We start from the raw sequence: 16,049 nt of genomic DNA, 5'->3' as shown, positions 1-16,049 counted from the left end.
TCACCCGGAGAAGTGAAGAAAACCTACGTCACCTGGTAATCCTCCATCAGCGGGGAGGATCGCGACCGCGAGTCAGCCGTAGACGAGGAGGCTGACACCGATGTAGTGGACGATGAACGCGGCGATCGTGAGCGCGTGGAAGACCTCGTGGAAGCCGAACCAGCGGGGGAACGGGTCGGGGCGCTTGAACCCGTAGACGAGCGCACCGAGCGTGTAGAGCCCGCCGCCGACGACCATCAGCACGAGCACGGACGTCGGCGCAGCCTCCGCGAACTCGGGCCAGTAGAGGACCGCGGCCCATCCGAGCAGCAGATACAGCGGGACGTAGTTCCACCGTGGCGCGTGGAGCCAGAAGACCTTGAACAGCACGCCCAGCAACGCCCCGCCCCAGACCAGACTCAACATGATCGCGGCGTGCCGGCCGTTGAGCAGCAACAGCGAGAACGGGGTGTACGAGCCCGCGATCATGATGAAGATGTTCGAGTGGTCGACGCGTTTGAGCGTCTGCATGACGCTCCCGCGCCATGTCCCCGTGTGGTAGACGGCCGAGACGACGAAGAGCGCGAGCGAACTGACCATGAACACGGCGGCACCGGCGCGCGCCTCGGGGTCGTCGGCGAGCACCAGCATCACGATGAAGGAGAAGAACGCCAGCGGCGCCGTGGCCAGATGCAGCCAGCCGCGGAGCTTGGGTTTGATGTCCTCGACCCTCGATTGAAGACGGTCGGAGACGTCGTCGAGAACTCGTTCTGAGGACCGTCGCGTCACAGGTCGAGGATAGTGGCTCGACCCAGTATCGGCAGAGCGTAGGCTGAGCGGCATGGGGATGAGCGACCTGCTGTACGGCGTGTACGAGCGTCGGCTGTCCAAGATGCTCGACCCCGAACGACTGCCGCATCACGTCGGCGCGATCGTCGACGGCAACCGACGGTGGGCGCGCGGAGCCGGCGCCGGCGTCGACTTCGGGTACCAGGCAGGCGCCGAGAAGATCACCGAGTTCCTCGGCTGGTGCGACGAACTCGGCGTCAAGATCGTGACCCTGTGGGTGCTGAGTACCGACAACCTCCGTCGTCCCCCCGACGAGCTTGCGGCGCTCCTGTCGGTCATCGAGCAGATGGTCGAGTCACTCGCGCAGTTGGGCCGGTGGCGGCTCCAGCTCATCGGCAACCTCGACATGCTGCCGCCGGAGTCGGCGGCTCGGCTCAAACGCGCCGCCGAAAGTACCGAGGGCATCGACGGCCTCAACGTCAACATCTGCGTCGGCTACGGCGGACGCCAGGAACTCACCGATGCGATGCGCTCGCTGCTGCTCGATCAAGCGGCGAAGGGCAAGTCGCTCGAGGAGGTCGCCAGCACGCTCGACGTCGACCACATCGCCGAGCACCTCTACACCAAGGGCCAGCCCGACCCGGATCTCGTCATCCGCACCTCCGGCGAGCAGCGATTGAGCGGCTTCCTGCTCTGGCAGAGCGTCCACTCGGAGTTCTATTTCTCCGACGCACTGTGGCCGGCATTCCGCCGGGTCGACTTCCTGCGCGCGATGCGCTCGTACGCCTCGCGGGAGCGGCGCTTCGGCGCCTGACCCGTCGCCGGCTCGTCACCGGGAATTGACCCTCCCGTCACGCGCTGTCACCGCGTGTCGCCGCGCCGCGGGCCTGCATCGGTCGTACGTTCAGAATGTGCCGACGCTCGCCCCTGAGACAACGGTGCCCTTGGTCAGACTCGATCACTAACTGAGGGCCGGGTGCAGGGTGCGCACGAGGCTCTCGAGGAGACAGCCGTGGCTGTGACACAGAGCAACGCCCCGACCGATGCCCCGCGCCGCACGTATGTCCTGGACACGAGCGTCCTGCTCGCGGACCCGGCAGCCATGCAGCGTTTCCATGAGCATGAGGTCGTCATCCCGGTGGTCGTGATCAGCGAGCTCGAAGCGAAACGACACCATCCCGAGCTCGGGTACTTCGCCCGCAACGCACTGCGTTTCCTCGACGACCTGCGCCTCGCTCACGGCACGCTCGCCGCGCCGCTTCCGATCGGCACCGAGGGCGGAACATTGCGAGTCGAGCTGAACCACACCGATCCCGAGTCGCTGCCGGCGGGCTTCCGTCTGGGCGACAACGACACGCGCATCCTCGCGGTGGCGCGCAACCTGGCGAACGAGGGACACGTCGTGACGCTCGTGTCCAAGGACCTGCCGATGCGGGTCAAGGCGTCTGCCGTCGGGCTCAAGGCCGAGGAGTACCGCGCGGAATGGGCGTTGGAGACCGGTTGGACGGGGATGCGCGAACTCGAGGTGCAGACGGCCGACCTCGACGCCCTGTACGACGACGGCATCGTCGACCTTGAGGAGGCGCGCGAACTGCCGTGCCATACCGGCCTGGTCCTGCTGTCGGCCGCCGGCAGCGGACTCGGGCGGGTGACCGCGGACAAGCGCGTCCAGCTCGTCCGCGGCGACCGTGACGCCTTCGGCATCCACGGCCGTTCCGCAGAGCAGCGGGTCGCGCTCGATCTCCTCCTCGACCCCAGCGTCGGGATCGTCTCGCTCGGAGGTCGCGCCGGAACCGGCAAGTCGGCGATGGCGATCTGCGCCGGCCTCGAAGCGGTGCTCGAACGCGGGCAGCACAAGAAGGTCGTCGTGTTCCGGCCGCTCTACGCCGTCGGCGGGCAGGAACTCGGGTACCTGCCGGGCAGCGAGTCCGAGAAGATGGGGCCGTGGGCGCAGGCGGTCTTCGACACGCTCAGCGCCGTCACCTCGCAGGCGGTCGTCGAGGAGATCCTCGATCGGGACATGCTCGAGGTGCTGCCGTTGACGCATATCCGCGGGCGATCGCTGCACGACTCGTTCGTCATCGTCGACGAGGCCCAGTCGCTGGAGCGCAACGTCCTGCTGACGGTACTGTCGCGCGTCGGCGCCAACTCCAAGGTCGTCCTCACGCACGACGTCGCGCAGCGCGACAACCTGCGGGTGGGGCGCCATGACGGTGTCGTCGCGGTGGTCGAGAAACTCAAGGGCCACCCGCTGTTCGCGCACGTCACCCTCACTCGTTCCGAACGCTCGCCCGTGGCCGCGCTGGTCACGGAGATGCTGGAGGACGTGACCCTCTGAACGCGCGGAGGGGACGTTCGGCAGGCACCACCGGCCCGAAGCCCTGCCGAACGTCCCCCGAGCAACCCTGCTGGGAGGCGCCCCGCAGTCAGCCAGTGCCGCAGGGGTCCACCGGAGTGTCGCGGGCGGCGCCGCGGAGGAGATAGAGGGGGCGGCCGCACAATTCGGTGACCTCGGCGTAGCGGTCGTCGAGCAGATCCGTCGGGCCGCTGAACCCGTAACCCGGCCAGCTCGAGGGCGTGGCTGTCAGAACGATCCACGTCGGCGCATCGTCCGATTCGATGGTGGCGGCGAGGCGCTCCAGGTCGTTGTCGCGCACGAGGGCGGGCAGCAGCCACAGGTACGGATACCGCGTGTCAAGGCCGGTGGCATAGGCGATGTTGACCCCGAAGGGGAACACGACGATGCCGTCGTTCGGTTCCGCGACCGCGGCGATCGCCGCGCCGACCTCCGCGCGTTTCGCCGGCGGCTCCACGTCGCGCTCGACCCAGGCGGCCACGAGCGCCGCCACGAGGACGGCCGCCAGGACGGAGCGCAGCACCCATCGCCCGCGAGGTCCGAACGAGACCACCGCGATTCCCGCGACCACGGCGACCGGACCCGACAGCTGCACCAGATAGTGCAGCCAGGCGCTCCCTCCGGCCGCGACGGAGACACCGCCGTACCCGATCACCGCGAAGAGTGCCCACGTCGTCGGGCGGGGGCGCTTCCACAGCAGGGGCAACGCCGCGAGCGTCACCGGGATCGCACCGCCGAGGAACGCCGCCCACCGCAGGTTCTCGCGCCGATCCAGCACGCGCGGGCTGTCATGGTTGATCGCCTCCGCGGCTTGCAGGCGGAACGGGTACATCGCCTCGAAGAGCTCGGCGGGGGAGGTGCCGCGATTCCACGACCACAGGACGATGACGAGGCCAGCGCCGACGATGCCGCCCAGGAAGCCCAGGATCAAGGCGCGTGCGCGCACCCAACCGAGCTGGTGCCGGATCAGCGCGGCGAGGCCCGCGACGCCCACGAACACCACGACGTCGACGAAGTTCTGCTTCACCAGGATCGCGCCCGCGCCGGCGGCGCCGCTGAGCGCGGCGCGAAGGGACGCGGACCGAATGGTGAGGTCGGGGTGCAGCGCACTGACGGCGGCCCACATGCCGGCTAGCACGAACGGGGCGGCGAGGAGTTCGCCGTCGACCCGGCCGTTCGCCACGACCGGAGTGCTGAAGAGCAGGGCGGCGGCGAACGCCGCGGGCACGGCAGCAGCAGGCCCGGCCAAGGACCGGGCGACGCGACTGGCCAGCCACACCGACATGCCAGCGGCGAGAAGGCCGATGACGCGCAAGGAGACCATCCCGCCCGTGGCCTCCGCGAGGCGGAAGATCGTGATGAGCAGCGGTGGCCGGTCGACCCAGTGCTCGCCGTACAGATAGGGCCCGGCGGAGTTCCAGCCTCCGCCGACGGTGAGGAAGCCGGCCTCGTCGGGCGACAGGGGATAGCGAAGGCGAGGCACCCGCGCGGCGACGGCGGCAACGACGGCAAGCGCGACGAGCAGGCTGCGCGAGCGGGTCACGATGCCACCCTAGCGACGCGGTCGCCGCTACGAGTCGCGGCGTGCTGGTGGGTCCGCGTCCGTTTCTCCCGGGTCAGCGCCCGTTGAGCACCGCGATCACTGCCGCGCCGATCGCGACCCAGGCGAGCGAGGTCAACGACGTCCAGGGGAAACGGCTTGGACGTTCCGCGTCGTCCTCGGGGTTTCCGGGCGCTGTGATGGGATCGTGCGCGACACCCGACCGCATCGCCGCCTGCTCGGCGGCGATGCCGGCAGCGAGAATGATCACTCCGACGACCAGGACTGCGCCGAACGGAAGCACGACGAGTGGAGTCTCGATGAGAAGCAGCGCGGCGACGGCGCCGGCGGCCACCGCGGCGGCACCTCCGGCGACGACCGCTGAGAGAACGGGTCGGCGCACGATCGTGCTCAACGCGCGATCGAGCACCAGTGCGAGAGCCACGACGTTGAGACACAGCAGCACGAGCATCGCGGCCATGCCCCACGTCACGGTCACGGCGTCGCCGGCCGCCCACGCGCCGACGCCGTTCAATGTGACCACGACGCCGACGAGCTGCACGACGCTCGGCGCCAGAAGGCGGAACCAGTCGGTTCTCTCCGCTGGCCGGCCACTGGCGATCGCGCGGGCGTAGGCGGCCGGGTCGCCGAAAGCGTGTTCGGCAGTCTCTCCGGCATCGCGGCAGTGAGCATTGGCCTCCGTCAGCGCGTCGCCGATCCGGTCGCCCGGCACATCGCGCAGGCGCGCCTCGAGGATGAACTGCTCGACCCAGGTGGGCTCCATATCAGGTGCCAGCCGGGCCTCGAGTCGGTCAGTCATCAGGTTTCCTCCGTCATGGTGTCGAGCAGATGCGAGTGCATGAGTGAGGCGAATCGTCCCCACCGCTCGGCCTGCTCCTGCAGGGACCGGTTGCCTTCTGCGGTCAACATGTAGTGCTTGCGGCCGGGACCGCCCTCGCCCGCACGCCACTCGGCCTCCACGAGACCGCCGTCCTCGAGCCGGCCCAGGAGCGGGTACAGCGTGCCGCCCTTGACTGTCCCGAGTCCGGCCTGCTCGAGACGCACCGCGATCGCGTAGCCGTAGGTCGCGCCGTCGTCGATCGCCCGCAGGACAGCGAGTGAGAGAACAGCGCGCAGCCACTCCGCCGGCCAGGCTCTCTCGGTCTCCACGGCTGCATCGTATCGCTATCTAGGTAGTGTCACAACCTAGCGGGCTCCGGGAGGCGCCATGGCGCCGACGGGGCGGTCCGCCCGCGCCCGCCGTCGTCGCTCACGGCCGCTACGGTGGGGGCGCTATGGAACGCCGGATGCCGTGGATCGTCGGGACGCTCACCGCTGTGGTGTATGCGACCCTGTCCGTCCTTCGTTTCCGGCGCTTCACCGTGACCTCCTGGGACAACGCCATCTTCGAGCAGGCCGTCGCCGCCTACTCGCGTTTCGAGGCACCCATCGTTCCGGTGAAGGGCCCGGGCTATCACATCCTCGGCGACCATTTCTCGCCCATCTACGCGGTACTCGGGCCGATCTACCGCGTCTTTCCGCATGCGCAGACGCTGCTGGTCGCGCAAGCGGTGCTCATCGCGATCTCGGCGGGCATCATCACGGCCTTGGGCATCCGCTACCTCGGAGGCGTCGCGGGGTCGATCGTGGGCCTGCTCTACGCGGTGTCCTTCGGGGTGCAGTCGGCGGTCGCGGCCGATTTCCACGAGGTGGCGTTCGCCCTGCCCTTCCTCGCGCTGGCGGGAGTCGCCTTCGTCGAGGCGCGTTACTCGCGGGTGGTCCTGTGGTCGCTGCCGCTGCTCCTGGTCAAGGAGGACATGGGGTTCACCGTGGCCGCGATCGGGGTCGCCCTGTGGTTGGCAGGGGAGCGGCGGCGCGGCGTCGCACTTGCGGTCACCGGCGTCGTGGCCGTCGGCGTGGTCGTGGGACTCGTCATTCCGCACTTCAACTCCGGCGACGCCTACGACTACACCGGCGCTCTGGGCGGCGAGTCCGGTGTGCTCGCGACGCTCGCCGCCGAGCCGCAGCGCAAGCTGTCGACGCTCGCCCTCACCTTCGCGATCACCGGGCTCGCGGCGCTGCTCTCGCCGTGGGCGGTCGTGGCGGTGCCGACCTTCGCGTGGCGCTTCGTCGGCGACAACCCGTACTACTGGGGCACCGAGTGGCACTACTCGCTCGTGCTCATGCCTATCGTCGTCGTCGCGATGATCGACGTGCTCGCTCGCCGCCGCCGGCTCATCTGGCCGGCCACCCTGGCCGCGGTGGCGGTCACCGCGGTGACGGTCGTGGATTCCCCGCTGACCACGCTCGCGAAGGCCGAGACGTGGCAGGAGTCGCCTCGCGCGGAGGCGGCCGAGGGCGCGATGGAGCATGTGCCGGACGGCGCCTACGTGGAATCCGACCTCGGTCTGCTGACGCACCTGGTCACGGACCATCACGTGTACTGGCGCGGCACCGTCGGCGACGCCGTTCCGGACTACATCGTGTTCGACGCGATGTACTCCGAGGACGACGTCGTCGAGTACGGCCGCCGCGCGCACGGCACGACCTACACCGTCATCTTCGACGAGGGCGGTTACGTCGTGGCGCGCCGCGGCGGCGCGGATTAGGCGGCCGGGTCGACCACCTGGCGGCCGCCCTTGAGCACGGCCGCGAGGGTGGTGGCGGGATCGGCGAGCAGTGTGATGTCCTCGAGCGGGTTGCCCTCGACGACCAGGAGGTCGGCGTGCGCTCCGGGGGCCACGACACCGAGCTCACCCTCGGCCTGCAGGAGCCGGGCAGCCGTGGTCGTGGCGGAGCGGAGGATCTGCTGGGGGGAGGCCACTTCGGCGCGGATGAGGAACTCACGCGACTGGTGCTGCTGCATGCCGCCGAGCAGGTCGGTGCCGAAGACGACGTTCGCGCCGCCCTCCGTGGCGAGCTTGAGCGCGCCCAGGCCGTAGGACAGCACGTCGTCGACCTTGCGCTGGCTGGCCGGCGGGAGACCGTGCTCGGCGCCCTCGGCCTTGAGCCGGTCGTAGGTCACGAGCGTCGGCACGAGGAAGGCGTCGTACTCGCGGAACAGCGGGATGCTCGTCTCGTCGATGAGGTTGCCGTGTTCGATCGAGCGCACGCCCAACCGCAGGCCGCGGTTGACCGCCCGGGCCGTGTACGCGTGGCCGAGCACGTACCGGTTCGCGCCGGTCGCCTCCTCGACGATGGCGAGGATCTCCTCGTCGGAGAACTGCGTGGAGTCGACGCGGTCGGTGGGAGACGCCACACCGCCGGACAGCATGACCTTCACGTGGTGCGCTCCCGTGCGCAACTGTGCGCGGGCCGCGCGGCGCACTTCGCTCACGCCGTCGCAGACGATCCCGATGTGCGGGCAGCACGCGTGATCGTCGACGATCTGCGAGCCGGGGCCGCGGACGTCGCCATGGCCGCCGGTCTGCGACAGGGCCTTGCCGCCGAAGAAGAGCCGGGGAGCAACGAACAGGTCGCGGTCCACGGCCTCGGCGAGTCCGTAGTCCGCCCCGGCCGCGTCGCGGACCGAGGTGAAGCCGCGCAGCAGCATCTGGCCCATGAGCTGCTGAGCCTGAGCCGCGACGAGGAAAGGTGACGTCTCACCGAGGCGAGCCAGATCGGCCGTCGATGCGGTGACGTGCACGTGGGCGTCGATGAGGCCGGGCATCACGACCCGACCGCCGGCGTCGAGTACCTCGTCATCGCGGGCGTCCACCTCGCCGGGCGCGGTGATGGCCGCGATGCGCCCCTCATGGAGGATGATGTCGCGGGGATCGCTCAGCGTCCCACCCTCGGGGTCGAGGATCCTCGCCTGGGTGACAGCACGGAACTCGCGGGACAGGTACACAGGGCCTCCTGGCGACGTGGGATGAATTGCGGTCACCGTAGCGCTGGTGCAACGTTTATTGCAAGAAGGTGGGAGGGGTCGCGATGGGCGACATCCGGCAGTGGCTGGCCGATCTGGTCGGCGAACGCAAGGTCGGCCGCGGCACCAAAGCGGTGATCGACGCGATCATCGCCGACCCGGAGGACAGCGCGTACGCGTCCGCGCAGGAACTCGCCCGCCGAGCCGGTGTGAACGCTGCGACCGTCGTCCGCGCGGCGCAGCTCCTGGGCTTCAGCGGGTGGCCCGATCTGTCGACCGAAGTCCGCAACCGGTACCTCTCGTCGCTCACCGTCGAGCGGGTCTATGACCTGTACTCCGCCGACGATGCGGACCCCGTCGGCCAGACCATCGGTCAGGACCTGCGGTTGCTCGAGACGATGCTGACGAGTCTGGACACGGCCGCGGTGCGAGCGGCCAGCGAGGTCATCCGCACGTCCCGCCGAACCGTCGTCTTCACCACGGGCACCTATGCTGCGCCGGCGCAACAGCTCGCCCACGTCGGGCAGATGCTGGGATACGACGTGATGCTGCAGTCGGGTGCATCCACCGCCATGCTCAACAGTGCGCGGCTGCTGGGGGAGGGCGACTGCTTCTTCACCTACAGCATCTGGAAGACCACGTCCCTGGTGCGGGAGTTGGCGGACGTGGCCAAGCAGCGCGGTGCCACCGTGGTCGCCATCGCCGACCGCCGCTCGGCCGTCGCGGAACTCGCCGACGTGTTCATCGCAGTTCCGAGCGAGGGCCGCAGCTTCGTCCCCTCGATCACCTGCGCGGTGAGCGTCAGCCAGTCGATTCTCCGCCTGCTCGCCGACGCGGACCGAGCCGCGACGCGGGCTCGGCTGCGCGAGCTGGACGACTTGTGGGAGCGCCTCGGCATCGTCGACGACGAATGAGACGTAACACGATCGTGACCCACTGCAACGTTCATTGCGTTTAGGGTGGGGGTCATGTCTGCGACCTACCTCACGCTCATGGTGCTCTACGGCGCCCTGATGATCGCCGTCGCGCTGTGGTTCTCCCGCGCGGCGGTCATGAAGGACGGCGAGGACTTCGTCCTCGCCGGAAAGTCCCTCCCCGCCCCCGTCCTCGCCGGCACGATGCTCGCGACGTTCGTCGGCAGCGGATCGATCATCGGCGGCGCCAACTTCGTCTACTCCTACGGGCCGATTCCCGGCATCATCTTCTTCCTCGGGACGTTCGTCGGCATCCTGTGCCTGCTCGCCCTCGCACCGAAGGTGCGAGCGAACGGATTTCGCACCGTGCCCGAGTTGTTCCAGGCCCGCTTCGGCCGGGCCACCCGCGTGGTCGGAACGGCGATGGTGCTGCTGGCCTTCGTCGGGATCACCGCATACCAGTTCACCGGGGCGGGGAACATCCTCTCGCTCATCCTGCCGGTCTCGGCAGCTCAGGGCACCGTCATCGCCGCGGTGCTGATCACGGTGCTGACGCTGGGAGGTGGCCTGAAGTCCGTCGCGTGGACGGACTTCTACTCCGCGGCCCTGATCGTCCTCGGTCTGCTGGTGTGCCTGGTCTACGTCTTCACCCAGGACGTGGGCGGCGTCGGCAGCTACGTCGACCGCCTCGACCCGGCGCTGCGGACCTTCACCGGGAGCCTCGGACCGGTGCAGATGCTCGGGTACTTCCTGCCGTTGTTCCTGCTCATCCTCGGCGACCAGAACATGCACCAGCGCTTGGCGGCGGCGAAGGACGGTGGCACCGCGACGAAGGCGACCATCATGTTCTTCGTGGGCGCCATCTTCATCATCGGCCCGATCATCCTGCTCGCCTCGTCGTCGAGCTTCCTGCTGCCCGGCATCGAGCCGGACATGGCGATCCTCGGGCTCGCCGGAGCGGAGACGACGCCCGAACTGATCGGCGGGATCGTCCTGGTGGCGGCCCTCGCGCTGATCATCACGACCGGCTCGTCGTACCTGCTCACCTGCTCGGGCAACTTCGTCTACGACCTCATCTTCGTGAACCAGCCCGAGCGCGCCAACCAGCGTGCGGGCGTCATGGTGGGCCGGACATCGGTGCTCGCGATCGCGGTGTTCGCCTACATCATGGTGCAGTTCTTCCCGTCGGTGCTGGAACTGCAGATGTACGCCTACACGATGTACGGCGCCGCGTTGACGCCGGTGATCCTCGCCGCGCTGTTCTGGAAGCGCGCCACCGCGGCGGGTGCCATCGCGACGATCCTGGTCGGTGGCGCGGTGACCGTGTTCTGGGAGGCCACCGGACGGTCGGCCGACGTGAACTCGGTGATCATCTCGCTGCCGGCGGCGATCGTGACGCTGGTGGTGGTCTCACTGCTGACACCGGCCCGGGCCCGACCGGTGGAAGCGACGGCAGCGGCTGACCAGCGCTGACCGCGCACAGCTACGACGAGGGGCGCCGTCCAGCCGGACGGCGCCCCTTCTCGTAGCTGCGGTTCAGCTCACGGGTGCGTCATGCTCATGACGTCCAGAGCGGTGTCGAGATCGGACTCGCTGATCTCGCCTCGCTCGACGTAGCCCTCTTCGAGCACGACCTGACGAATGGTCTTGCGCTCCTTGACGGCCTTCTTGGCGATGGCCGCGGCGTTCTCGTACCCGATGTAGCGGTTCAGCGGGGTGACGACCGAGGGGCTCGACTCCGCGTACTCTTTGCAGCGGTCGACGTTGGCCGTGATGCCGTCGATGCAGCGGTCCGCCAACGTGACCGAGGCGTTGGCGAGCAGGCGCATCGATTCCAGCAGGTTGCGGCCGATGACCGGGAGCATGACGTTCAACTCGAACGAGCCGGACGCGCCGGCGAAGGCGATCGTGGCATCGTTGCCGATGACCTGGGCGGCCACCATGAGCGTCGCCTCGGGGAGCACCGGGTTGACCTTGCCGGGCATGATGCTCGATCCGGGCTGCAGGTCCGGCAGGTTGATCTCGGCCAGGCCGGTGCGGGGGCCCGAGCCCATCCAGCGCAGGTCGTTGCAGATCTTGGTGAGGCTGACCGCGACGGTCTTGAGCGCACCGCTCATCTCCACGAGCCCGTCGCGCGCGCCCTGAGCCTCGAAGTGGTCCGTGGCCTCGGTGATCGGCAGGCCGGTCTCCTCGGCGAGGATCGCGATGACCCGCTGCGGGAAGCCCTGAGGCGTGTTGATGCCGGTGCCGACGGCGGTGCCGCCGAGAGGTACCTCGGCGGTGGCGGGCAGGGCCGCCTCGACGCGGCGGATGCCCTTGCGGATCTGGGCGGCGTAGCCGGCGAACTCCTGACCGAGGGTGACCGGGGTGGCGTCCATCAGGTGCGTCCGGCCGGACTTCACGACGGTCGCGAACTCCTCGGCCTTGCGCTCGAGGCTGCTGGCCAGGTGGTCGAGGGCCGGGACGAGCTGGCGCAGCGCCGACTCCGTCGCGGCGACGTGGATCGACGTCGGGAAGACGTCGTTGCTCGACTGCGAGGCGTTGACCTTGTCGTTGGGGTGCACCTCGCGGCCCAGCGACGTCGAGGCGATCGTGGCGATGACCTCGTTGGTGTTCATGTTGCTCGACGTGCCCGATCCGGTCTGGAAGACGTCGATCGGGAACTGGTCGTCGTGCTGCCCGGCCGCGACCTCGGCGGCGGCCGCGACGATGGCATCGGCCTCGTCCTGCTCGAGGATGCCGAGCTCGGCGTTGGCGCGGGCGCAGGCCGCCTTGATCTGTGCCAGGGCACGGATCTGGGCGGACTCGATCGGCGTTCCCGAGATCGGGAAGTTCTCGACGGCGCGCTGCGTCTGCGCGCGCCACAAGGCGTCGGCCGGGACCCGGACCTCGCCCATGGTGTCGTGCTCGATGCGGTATTCGGTCATGTCTCGCACCCTATCGTTGTCAGGCTCTCTGGTGGCTTCCGGTGGTGGCTGCAGCGGGGGCGTCGTTTCCCGTCAACAGCAGTGCGCCGCCGGCCTGCGACGAGCAGGGCGGCGGCGCACTCGGAGGCGGCGGTGACGGCAGGTCGAGAGAGGTTGACCGGCTGCCGTCACCGGCCGCAGGTTCACACGATCGCGTCGGTGAGGTGGTTCGGCGTGCCGAACCGGTGAGCGGTGATGCTGATCGCCTGCTCGAGCACGAACGGGAGCAGCTCGATCCGGCCCGCCTCGGTCACCGGGTGGTCGTAGACCGCGATGTCCGGGCGGCCGTCCACGGCCCGCAGCACGTCGGAGGCCGAGCCGCCGACGAGGCGAACGCGCTGGGCCGGACCACCGGCGAGGGCACGTCGCCACGCGTCCTCGGCGAGCACCTCGACGGCGAGGCCCGTGCCCTCGAAGAGCGCGCTGTACTGGCTCGTCGGCAGCGAGACCGTGACGGGTGCGCCGACGGCCACGGCGGCGGCCGCCACGCGGACCAGGTCGGCGACGTCGCCGTCCTCCTCGAGCCGGATGACCGCGGGGGAGGGGACGTAGCGGAACACGTTGCGCTCGGCCCACAGGCCGCTGACGTCCTTGCGCACGCCGAACTCGGCCCGCAGGCTGGCCGCGTCGCTCTGGGCGGCACGGTCGAGCCGGGCGCGGGCTGCCTCGTCGAGCGCGAGGATGCGCGACGCCTCCTCGACGAATCGCGTCACTGCAGCGGCGGGACGGTCCTCGACGGTCGCTTCGACGCTCTCCCAGTTGCCGAGCGCGACGAGGTAGTTGGGGCCACCAGCCTTCGCGCCGGCACCGACGGCCGACTTCTTCCAGCCGCCGAAGGGCTGGCGGCGCACGATCGCGCCGGTGATGCCGCGGTTGACGTACACGTTGCCGGCCTGGACCTTGTGCAACCACAGCTCGATGTCGGCCGGGTCGAGCGAGTGCAGGCCGGCGGTCAGGCCGTAGTCGACCGCGTTCTGCAGCTCGATGGCCTCCTCGAGGGTCTCGGCGGTCATGATGCCGAGGATCGGGCCGAAGTACTCCGTCAGGTGGTACTCCGAGCCGGGCTGCACGCCGTCACGCACGCCGGGGCTCCAGAGTCGACCCGTTTCGTCGAGCTGCTCGGGGCGCACGAGCCACGTCTCGTCGGGGCCGAGCTTGGTGAGGCCGCGCAGGAGCTTGCCCTGTGCCGGCTCGATGATCGGGCCCATCTGCGCCGTCGGGTCCGAGGGCCAGGCGACCTTGAGCGAGCGGACCGCGTCCAGGAGCTGGCGGCGGAAGCGCGGCGAGGTCGCCACCGAACCGACGAGGATCACCAGCGACGCGGCGGAGCACTTCTGACCGGCGTGGCCGAACGCCGAGTACACGACGTCCTTGACGGCGAGATCGAGGTCGGCGCTCGGGGTGACGATGATGGCGTTCTTGCCACTCGTCTCGGCGAACAGCGGCAGGTCCGGACGGAAGCTGCGGAACAGCTCGGCGGTCTCGAACGCGCCGGTGAGGATGAGCCGATCGACCCGCTCGTCGGAGATGAGCTGGCGGCCGAGCTGGTCCTCGCCGACGTTCACGAGACGCAGCACGTCCTCGGGGACGCCGGCCTCCCACAGGGCCTTGACCATGATCGCGCCACAGCGGCGAGCCTGGGGGGCGGGCTTGATGACGACCGAGGAACCGGCGGCCAGCGCGGCGAGCGTCGAGCCGGCCGGGATCGCGACCGGGAAGTTCCACGGCGGCACCACGAGCGTCAGCTTGACCGGCTGGAATCGGGCGCCGTCGACCTCGTCGAGCTCACGAGCGAGCTCGGCGTAGTGGAGGGCGAAGTCGATCGCCTCGGACACCTCGGGGTCGGCCTGGTCGAGGGTCTTGCCGCACTCGGACGCCATGACCTCGAGCAGTTCGCCGCGGTGCTTCTCCAGGCTGTGCGCGACACGGACGAGGATGTCGGCCCGGTCGGCGCCGCTCAGCGCACCCCAGGACGGGGCTGCGGCGACGGCACCGGAGATCTGCTCCTCGAGGTCGTGCGGGTGCACGATCGTGTGCCGCTCGACCAGATCGTCGCCGAGGGTGGACTCCGGCACGCGAGTCAGGATGGCGCGCGCCCACTCGCGGTTGCCCGGCAGCGCGGGGTCCGTGTCCGCCGCGTTGGCGAACTCCGAGGGGTAGGGCTCGGGGAGAGACCGGCGGTCCTGGCCGCGGTTGGGCTGGGGCGCCTCGGTGAACATGAGGCCCAGCGACGTGCGGAACCGCTCCTCCTCGCGGCGGAACAGGTCCTCGTGGGTCGAGAGCTCGAACACGGCGGACATGAAGTTGTCCTGGCTCGCGCCTTCTTCGAGGCGGCGGATCAGGTAGGCGATGGCGACGTCGAACTCGTCGGGGTGCACCACCGGCGTGTAGAGCAGCAGCTCACCCACCTCGCGGCGGACCGCGGCGGCCTGTCCGGGGGCCATGCCGAGCAGCATCTCGAACTCGACGCCGCGGCGGACGTCGCGCTCACCGGCGAGCAGCCAGGCCCACGCCAGATCGAAGAGGTTGTGGCCGGCGACGCCGATCCGCACGTTGTCGATGCGGTCAGGGTGCAGGGCGTAGTCGATGACGCTCTTGTAGCTCGCGTCGGACTCGGCCTTGCTCGACCACGTCGCGAGCGGCCAGCCGTGAAGGGCGGCCTCGACGCGCTCCATCGGCAGGTTCGCGCCCTTGACGACGCGCACCTTGATGGGGGCGCCGCCGCGTGCGACGCGCTTGGCCGACCACTCCTGCAGGTGCTGCATCGCACCCAGGGCGTCGGGCAGGTAGGCCTGGAGGACGATGCCGGCCTCGAGCTTCTCGAACTCGGGGAGATCGAGGATGCGGGTGAAGACCGCGATCGTCAGATCGAGATCGTGGTACTCCTCCATGTCGAGGTTGATGAACTTGGGGCGCGGGGACTCCGCGGCGCGGCGGTACAGCGGCACGAGGCTCTCGACGATGTGGTCGACGGCCTCGTCGAAGGCCCACCGGTTGTGCGGGGCGACGGTCGAGGACACCTTGATCGAGACGTAGTCGACGTCCTCGCGGGCGAGGAGGCGGTGAGTCCCCTCGAGGCGCTTCTCGGCCTCCTGCTCGCCGAGGACGGCCTCGCCGAGCAGGTTCATGTTCAGCCGGGTGCCGGGCTTGCGGATCTTGGCGATCGCGGAGCCGAGCTGGTCGTCGCGGGCATCGATGATGAGGTGGCCGAGCATCTGCCGCAGCACACGGCGCACGATCGGGATGACGAGGCGCGGCAGCATGCGGCCACCGACGGCGCCGAGCTTGACGGCGACCTTGAGGTACCAGGAGAGGAAGTCCGGGACGTCGCGCGCCAGCTCGGCGAAACGCCGGGCCGCGATCCGCGGATCCTCGGGGCGGATGACGCCGTCGATGAAGCCGACCGTGAAGTCGAGACCCTTGGGGTCCTTGAGCAGCCCGGCGAGCTGGGCTGCGGAGCGGTCGACCGGCTCGGACTCGGCGTCGCGCAGCCAGCGGCGGACGAGCGCAACGGCGTCGTCGGCCAGGGAATCGGGGATCGGAAGGGGGGCGGACATGACACCAGTATGGAAATCCGGATTCTTCGGGTAAAGTGACGTTTTCTTACGATTATCGTTCGCTCTTGCCGAAGGTTCAC

Annotated in this window: 12 protein-coding genes; 5 read left to right on the top strand and 7 right to left on the bottom strand. The window is 69.5% G+C overall.

Translation table 11 applies throughout. From position 1 onward, the window contains the following. Window positions 1-72 precede the first annotated feature (72 nt). On the bottom strand, window positions 73-768 hold the full coding sequence (trhA, locus tag EHW97_RS11455) for a PAQR family membrane homeostasis protein TrhA (protein ID WP_243696414.1): 696 nt from the start codon (window positions 766-768) through the stop codon (window positions 73-75). Between the two features lie 52 nt (window positions 769-820). On the opposite strand from trhA, the gene EHW97_RS11450 reads away from it, so the two are divergent. Beyond that, window positions 821-1,582 (top strand): isoprenyl transferase, encoded by a 762-nt coding sequence (locus EHW97_RS11450; RefSeq protein ID WP_124237303.1) that lies wholly within the window; start codon window positions 821-823, stop codon window positions 1,580-1,582. 198 nt (window positions 1,583-1,780) lie between these two features. Continuing rightward, the gene (locus EHW97_RS11445; protein WP_279432315.1) at window positions 1,781-3,106 is read left to right on the top strand and encodes an RNA 5'-3' helicase PhoH2; all 1,326 of its coding nucleotides are present in this window, start codon (window positions 1,781-1,783) and stop codon (window positions 3,104-3,106) included. Between the two features lie 88 nt (window positions 3,107-3,194). On the opposite strand, the gene EHW97_RS11440 is transcribed toward EHW97_RS11445, so the two are convergent. The 3 genes from EHW97_RS11440 to EHW97_RS11430 form a co-directional block, all read right to left on the bottom strand. Beyond that, window positions 3,195-4,667 (bottom strand): hypothetical protein, encoded by a 1,473-nt coding sequence (locus tag EHW97_RS11440; RefSeq protein WP_124237301.1) that lies wholly within the window; start codon window positions 4,665-4,667, stop codon window positions 3,195-3,197. 73 nt (window positions 4,668-4,740) lie between these two features. Next, a complete protein-coding gene (locus EHW97_RS11435) occupies window positions 4,741-5,484 on the bottom strand; it encodes a hypothetical protein (protein ID WP_124237300.1) in 744 nt (247 codons plus the stop codon). Next, window positions 5,484-5,834, bottom strand: a complete 351-nt coding sequence (locus tag EHW97_RS11430) for a PadR family transcriptional regulator (RefSeq protein WP_124237299.1) — start codon at window positions 5,832-5,834, stop codon at window positions 5,484-5,486. The genes EHW97_RS11435 and EHW97_RS11430 overlap by 1 nt, the downstream gene beginning before the upstream one ends. A 125-nt stretch (window positions 5,835-5,959) precedes the next feature. Here EHW97_RS11430 and EHW97_RS11425 point away from each other — a divergent pair, with 125 nt between their 5' ends. Further along, window positions 5,960-7,273 carry a DUF2079 domain-containing protein gene (locus EHW97_RS11425; protein ID WP_124237298.1) on the top strand — a complete coding sequence of 438 codons (1,314 nt, stop codon included), beginning with the start codon at window positions 5,960-5,962 and terminating at the stop codon, window positions 7,271-7,273. On the opposite strand, the gene EHW97_RS11420 is transcribed toward EHW97_RS11425, so the two are convergent. Then, complete coding sequence (locus EHW97_RS11420; protein WP_166367490.1) at window positions 7,270-8,514, bottom strand: metal-dependent hydrolase family protein; 1,245 nt, start codon at window positions 8,512-8,514, stop codon at window positions 7,270-7,272. The genes EHW97_RS11425 and EHW97_RS11420 overlap by 4 nt on opposite strands. Window positions 8,515-8,597: 83 nt before the next feature. Here EHW97_RS11420 and EHW97_RS11415 point away from each other — a divergent pair, with 83 nt between their 5' ends. Both EHW97_RS11415 and EHW97_RS11410 read left to right on the top strand, forming a co-directional pair. After that, entirely contained in the window at window positions 8,598-9,446 is an 849-nt protein-coding gene (locus EHW97_RS11415) for a MurR/RpiR family transcriptional regulator (RefSeq protein ID WP_124237297.1), read from the top strand. 54 nt (window positions 9,447-9,500) lie between these two features. Next, a complete protein-coding gene (locus tag EHW97_RS11410) occupies window positions 9,501-10,919 on the top strand; it encodes a sodium:solute symporter family protein (protein ID WP_124237296.1) in 1,419 nt (472 codons plus the stop codon). A gap of 68 nt (window positions 10,920-10,987) precedes the next feature. On the opposite strand, the gene EHW97_RS11405 is transcribed toward EHW97_RS11410, so the two are convergent. Beyond that, on the bottom strand, window positions 10,988-12,373 hold the full coding sequence (locus tag EHW97_RS11405; protein WP_124237295.1) for a class II fumarate hydratase: 1,386 nt from the start codon (window positions 12,371-12,373) through the stop codon (window positions 10,988-10,990). Between the two features lie 182 nt (window positions 12,374-12,555). Continuing rightward, complete coding sequence (locus tag EHW97_RS11400) at window positions 12,556-15,969, bottom strand: proline dehydrogenase family protein (RefSeq protein WP_124237294.1); 3,414 nt, start codon at window positions 15,967-15,969, stop codon at window positions 12,556-12,558. Window positions 15,970-16,049 lie beyond the last annotated feature (80 nt).

Origin of the sequence: Aeromicrobium camelliae (genome assembly GCF_003850045.1) — a bacterium.
In the GTDB taxonomy this organism is placed as follows: Bacteria; Actinomycetota; Actinomycetes; order Propionibacteriales; family Nocardioidaceae; genus Aeromicrobium; species Aeromicrobium camelliae.
The sequence above is the reverse complement of the archived record's forward strand: the minus strand, read 5'-3'. Positions and strand labels throughout refer to the sequence as shown.

What these genes read in the sequence shown, in the direction of transcription:
- EHW97_RS11410 (WP_124237296.1), top strand. Translation starts at nt 9,501, where the DNA reads ATGTCTGCGACCTACCTCACGCTCATGGTGCTCTACGGCGCCCTGATG.
- EHW97_RS11405 (WP_124237295.1), bottom strand. Translation starts at nt 12,373, where the DNA reads ATGACCGAATACCGCATCGAGCACGACACCATGGGCGAGGTCCGGGTC.
- EHW97_RS11425 (WP_124237298.1), top strand. Translation starts at nt 5,960, where the DNA reads ATGGAACGCCGGATGCCGTGGATCGTCGGGACGCTCACCGCTGTGGTG.
- EHW97_RS11435 (WP_124237300.1), bottom strand. Translation starts at nt 5,484, where the DNA reads ATGACTGACCGACTCGAGGCCCGGCTGGCACCTGATATGGAGCCCACC.
- EHW97_RS11415 (WP_124237297.1), top strand. Translation starts at nt 8,598, where the DNA reads ATGGGCGACATCCGGCAGTGGCTGGCCGATCTGGTCGGCGAACGCAAG.
- EHW97_RS11400 (WP_124237294.1), bottom strand. Translation starts at nt 15,969, where the DNA reads ATGTCCGCCCCCCTTCCGATCCCCGATTCCCTGGCCGACGACGCCGTT.
- EHW97_RS11450 (WP_124237303.1), top strand. Translation starts at nt 821, where the DNA reads ATGGGGATGAGCGACCTGCTGTACGGCGTGTACGAGCGTCGGCTGTCC.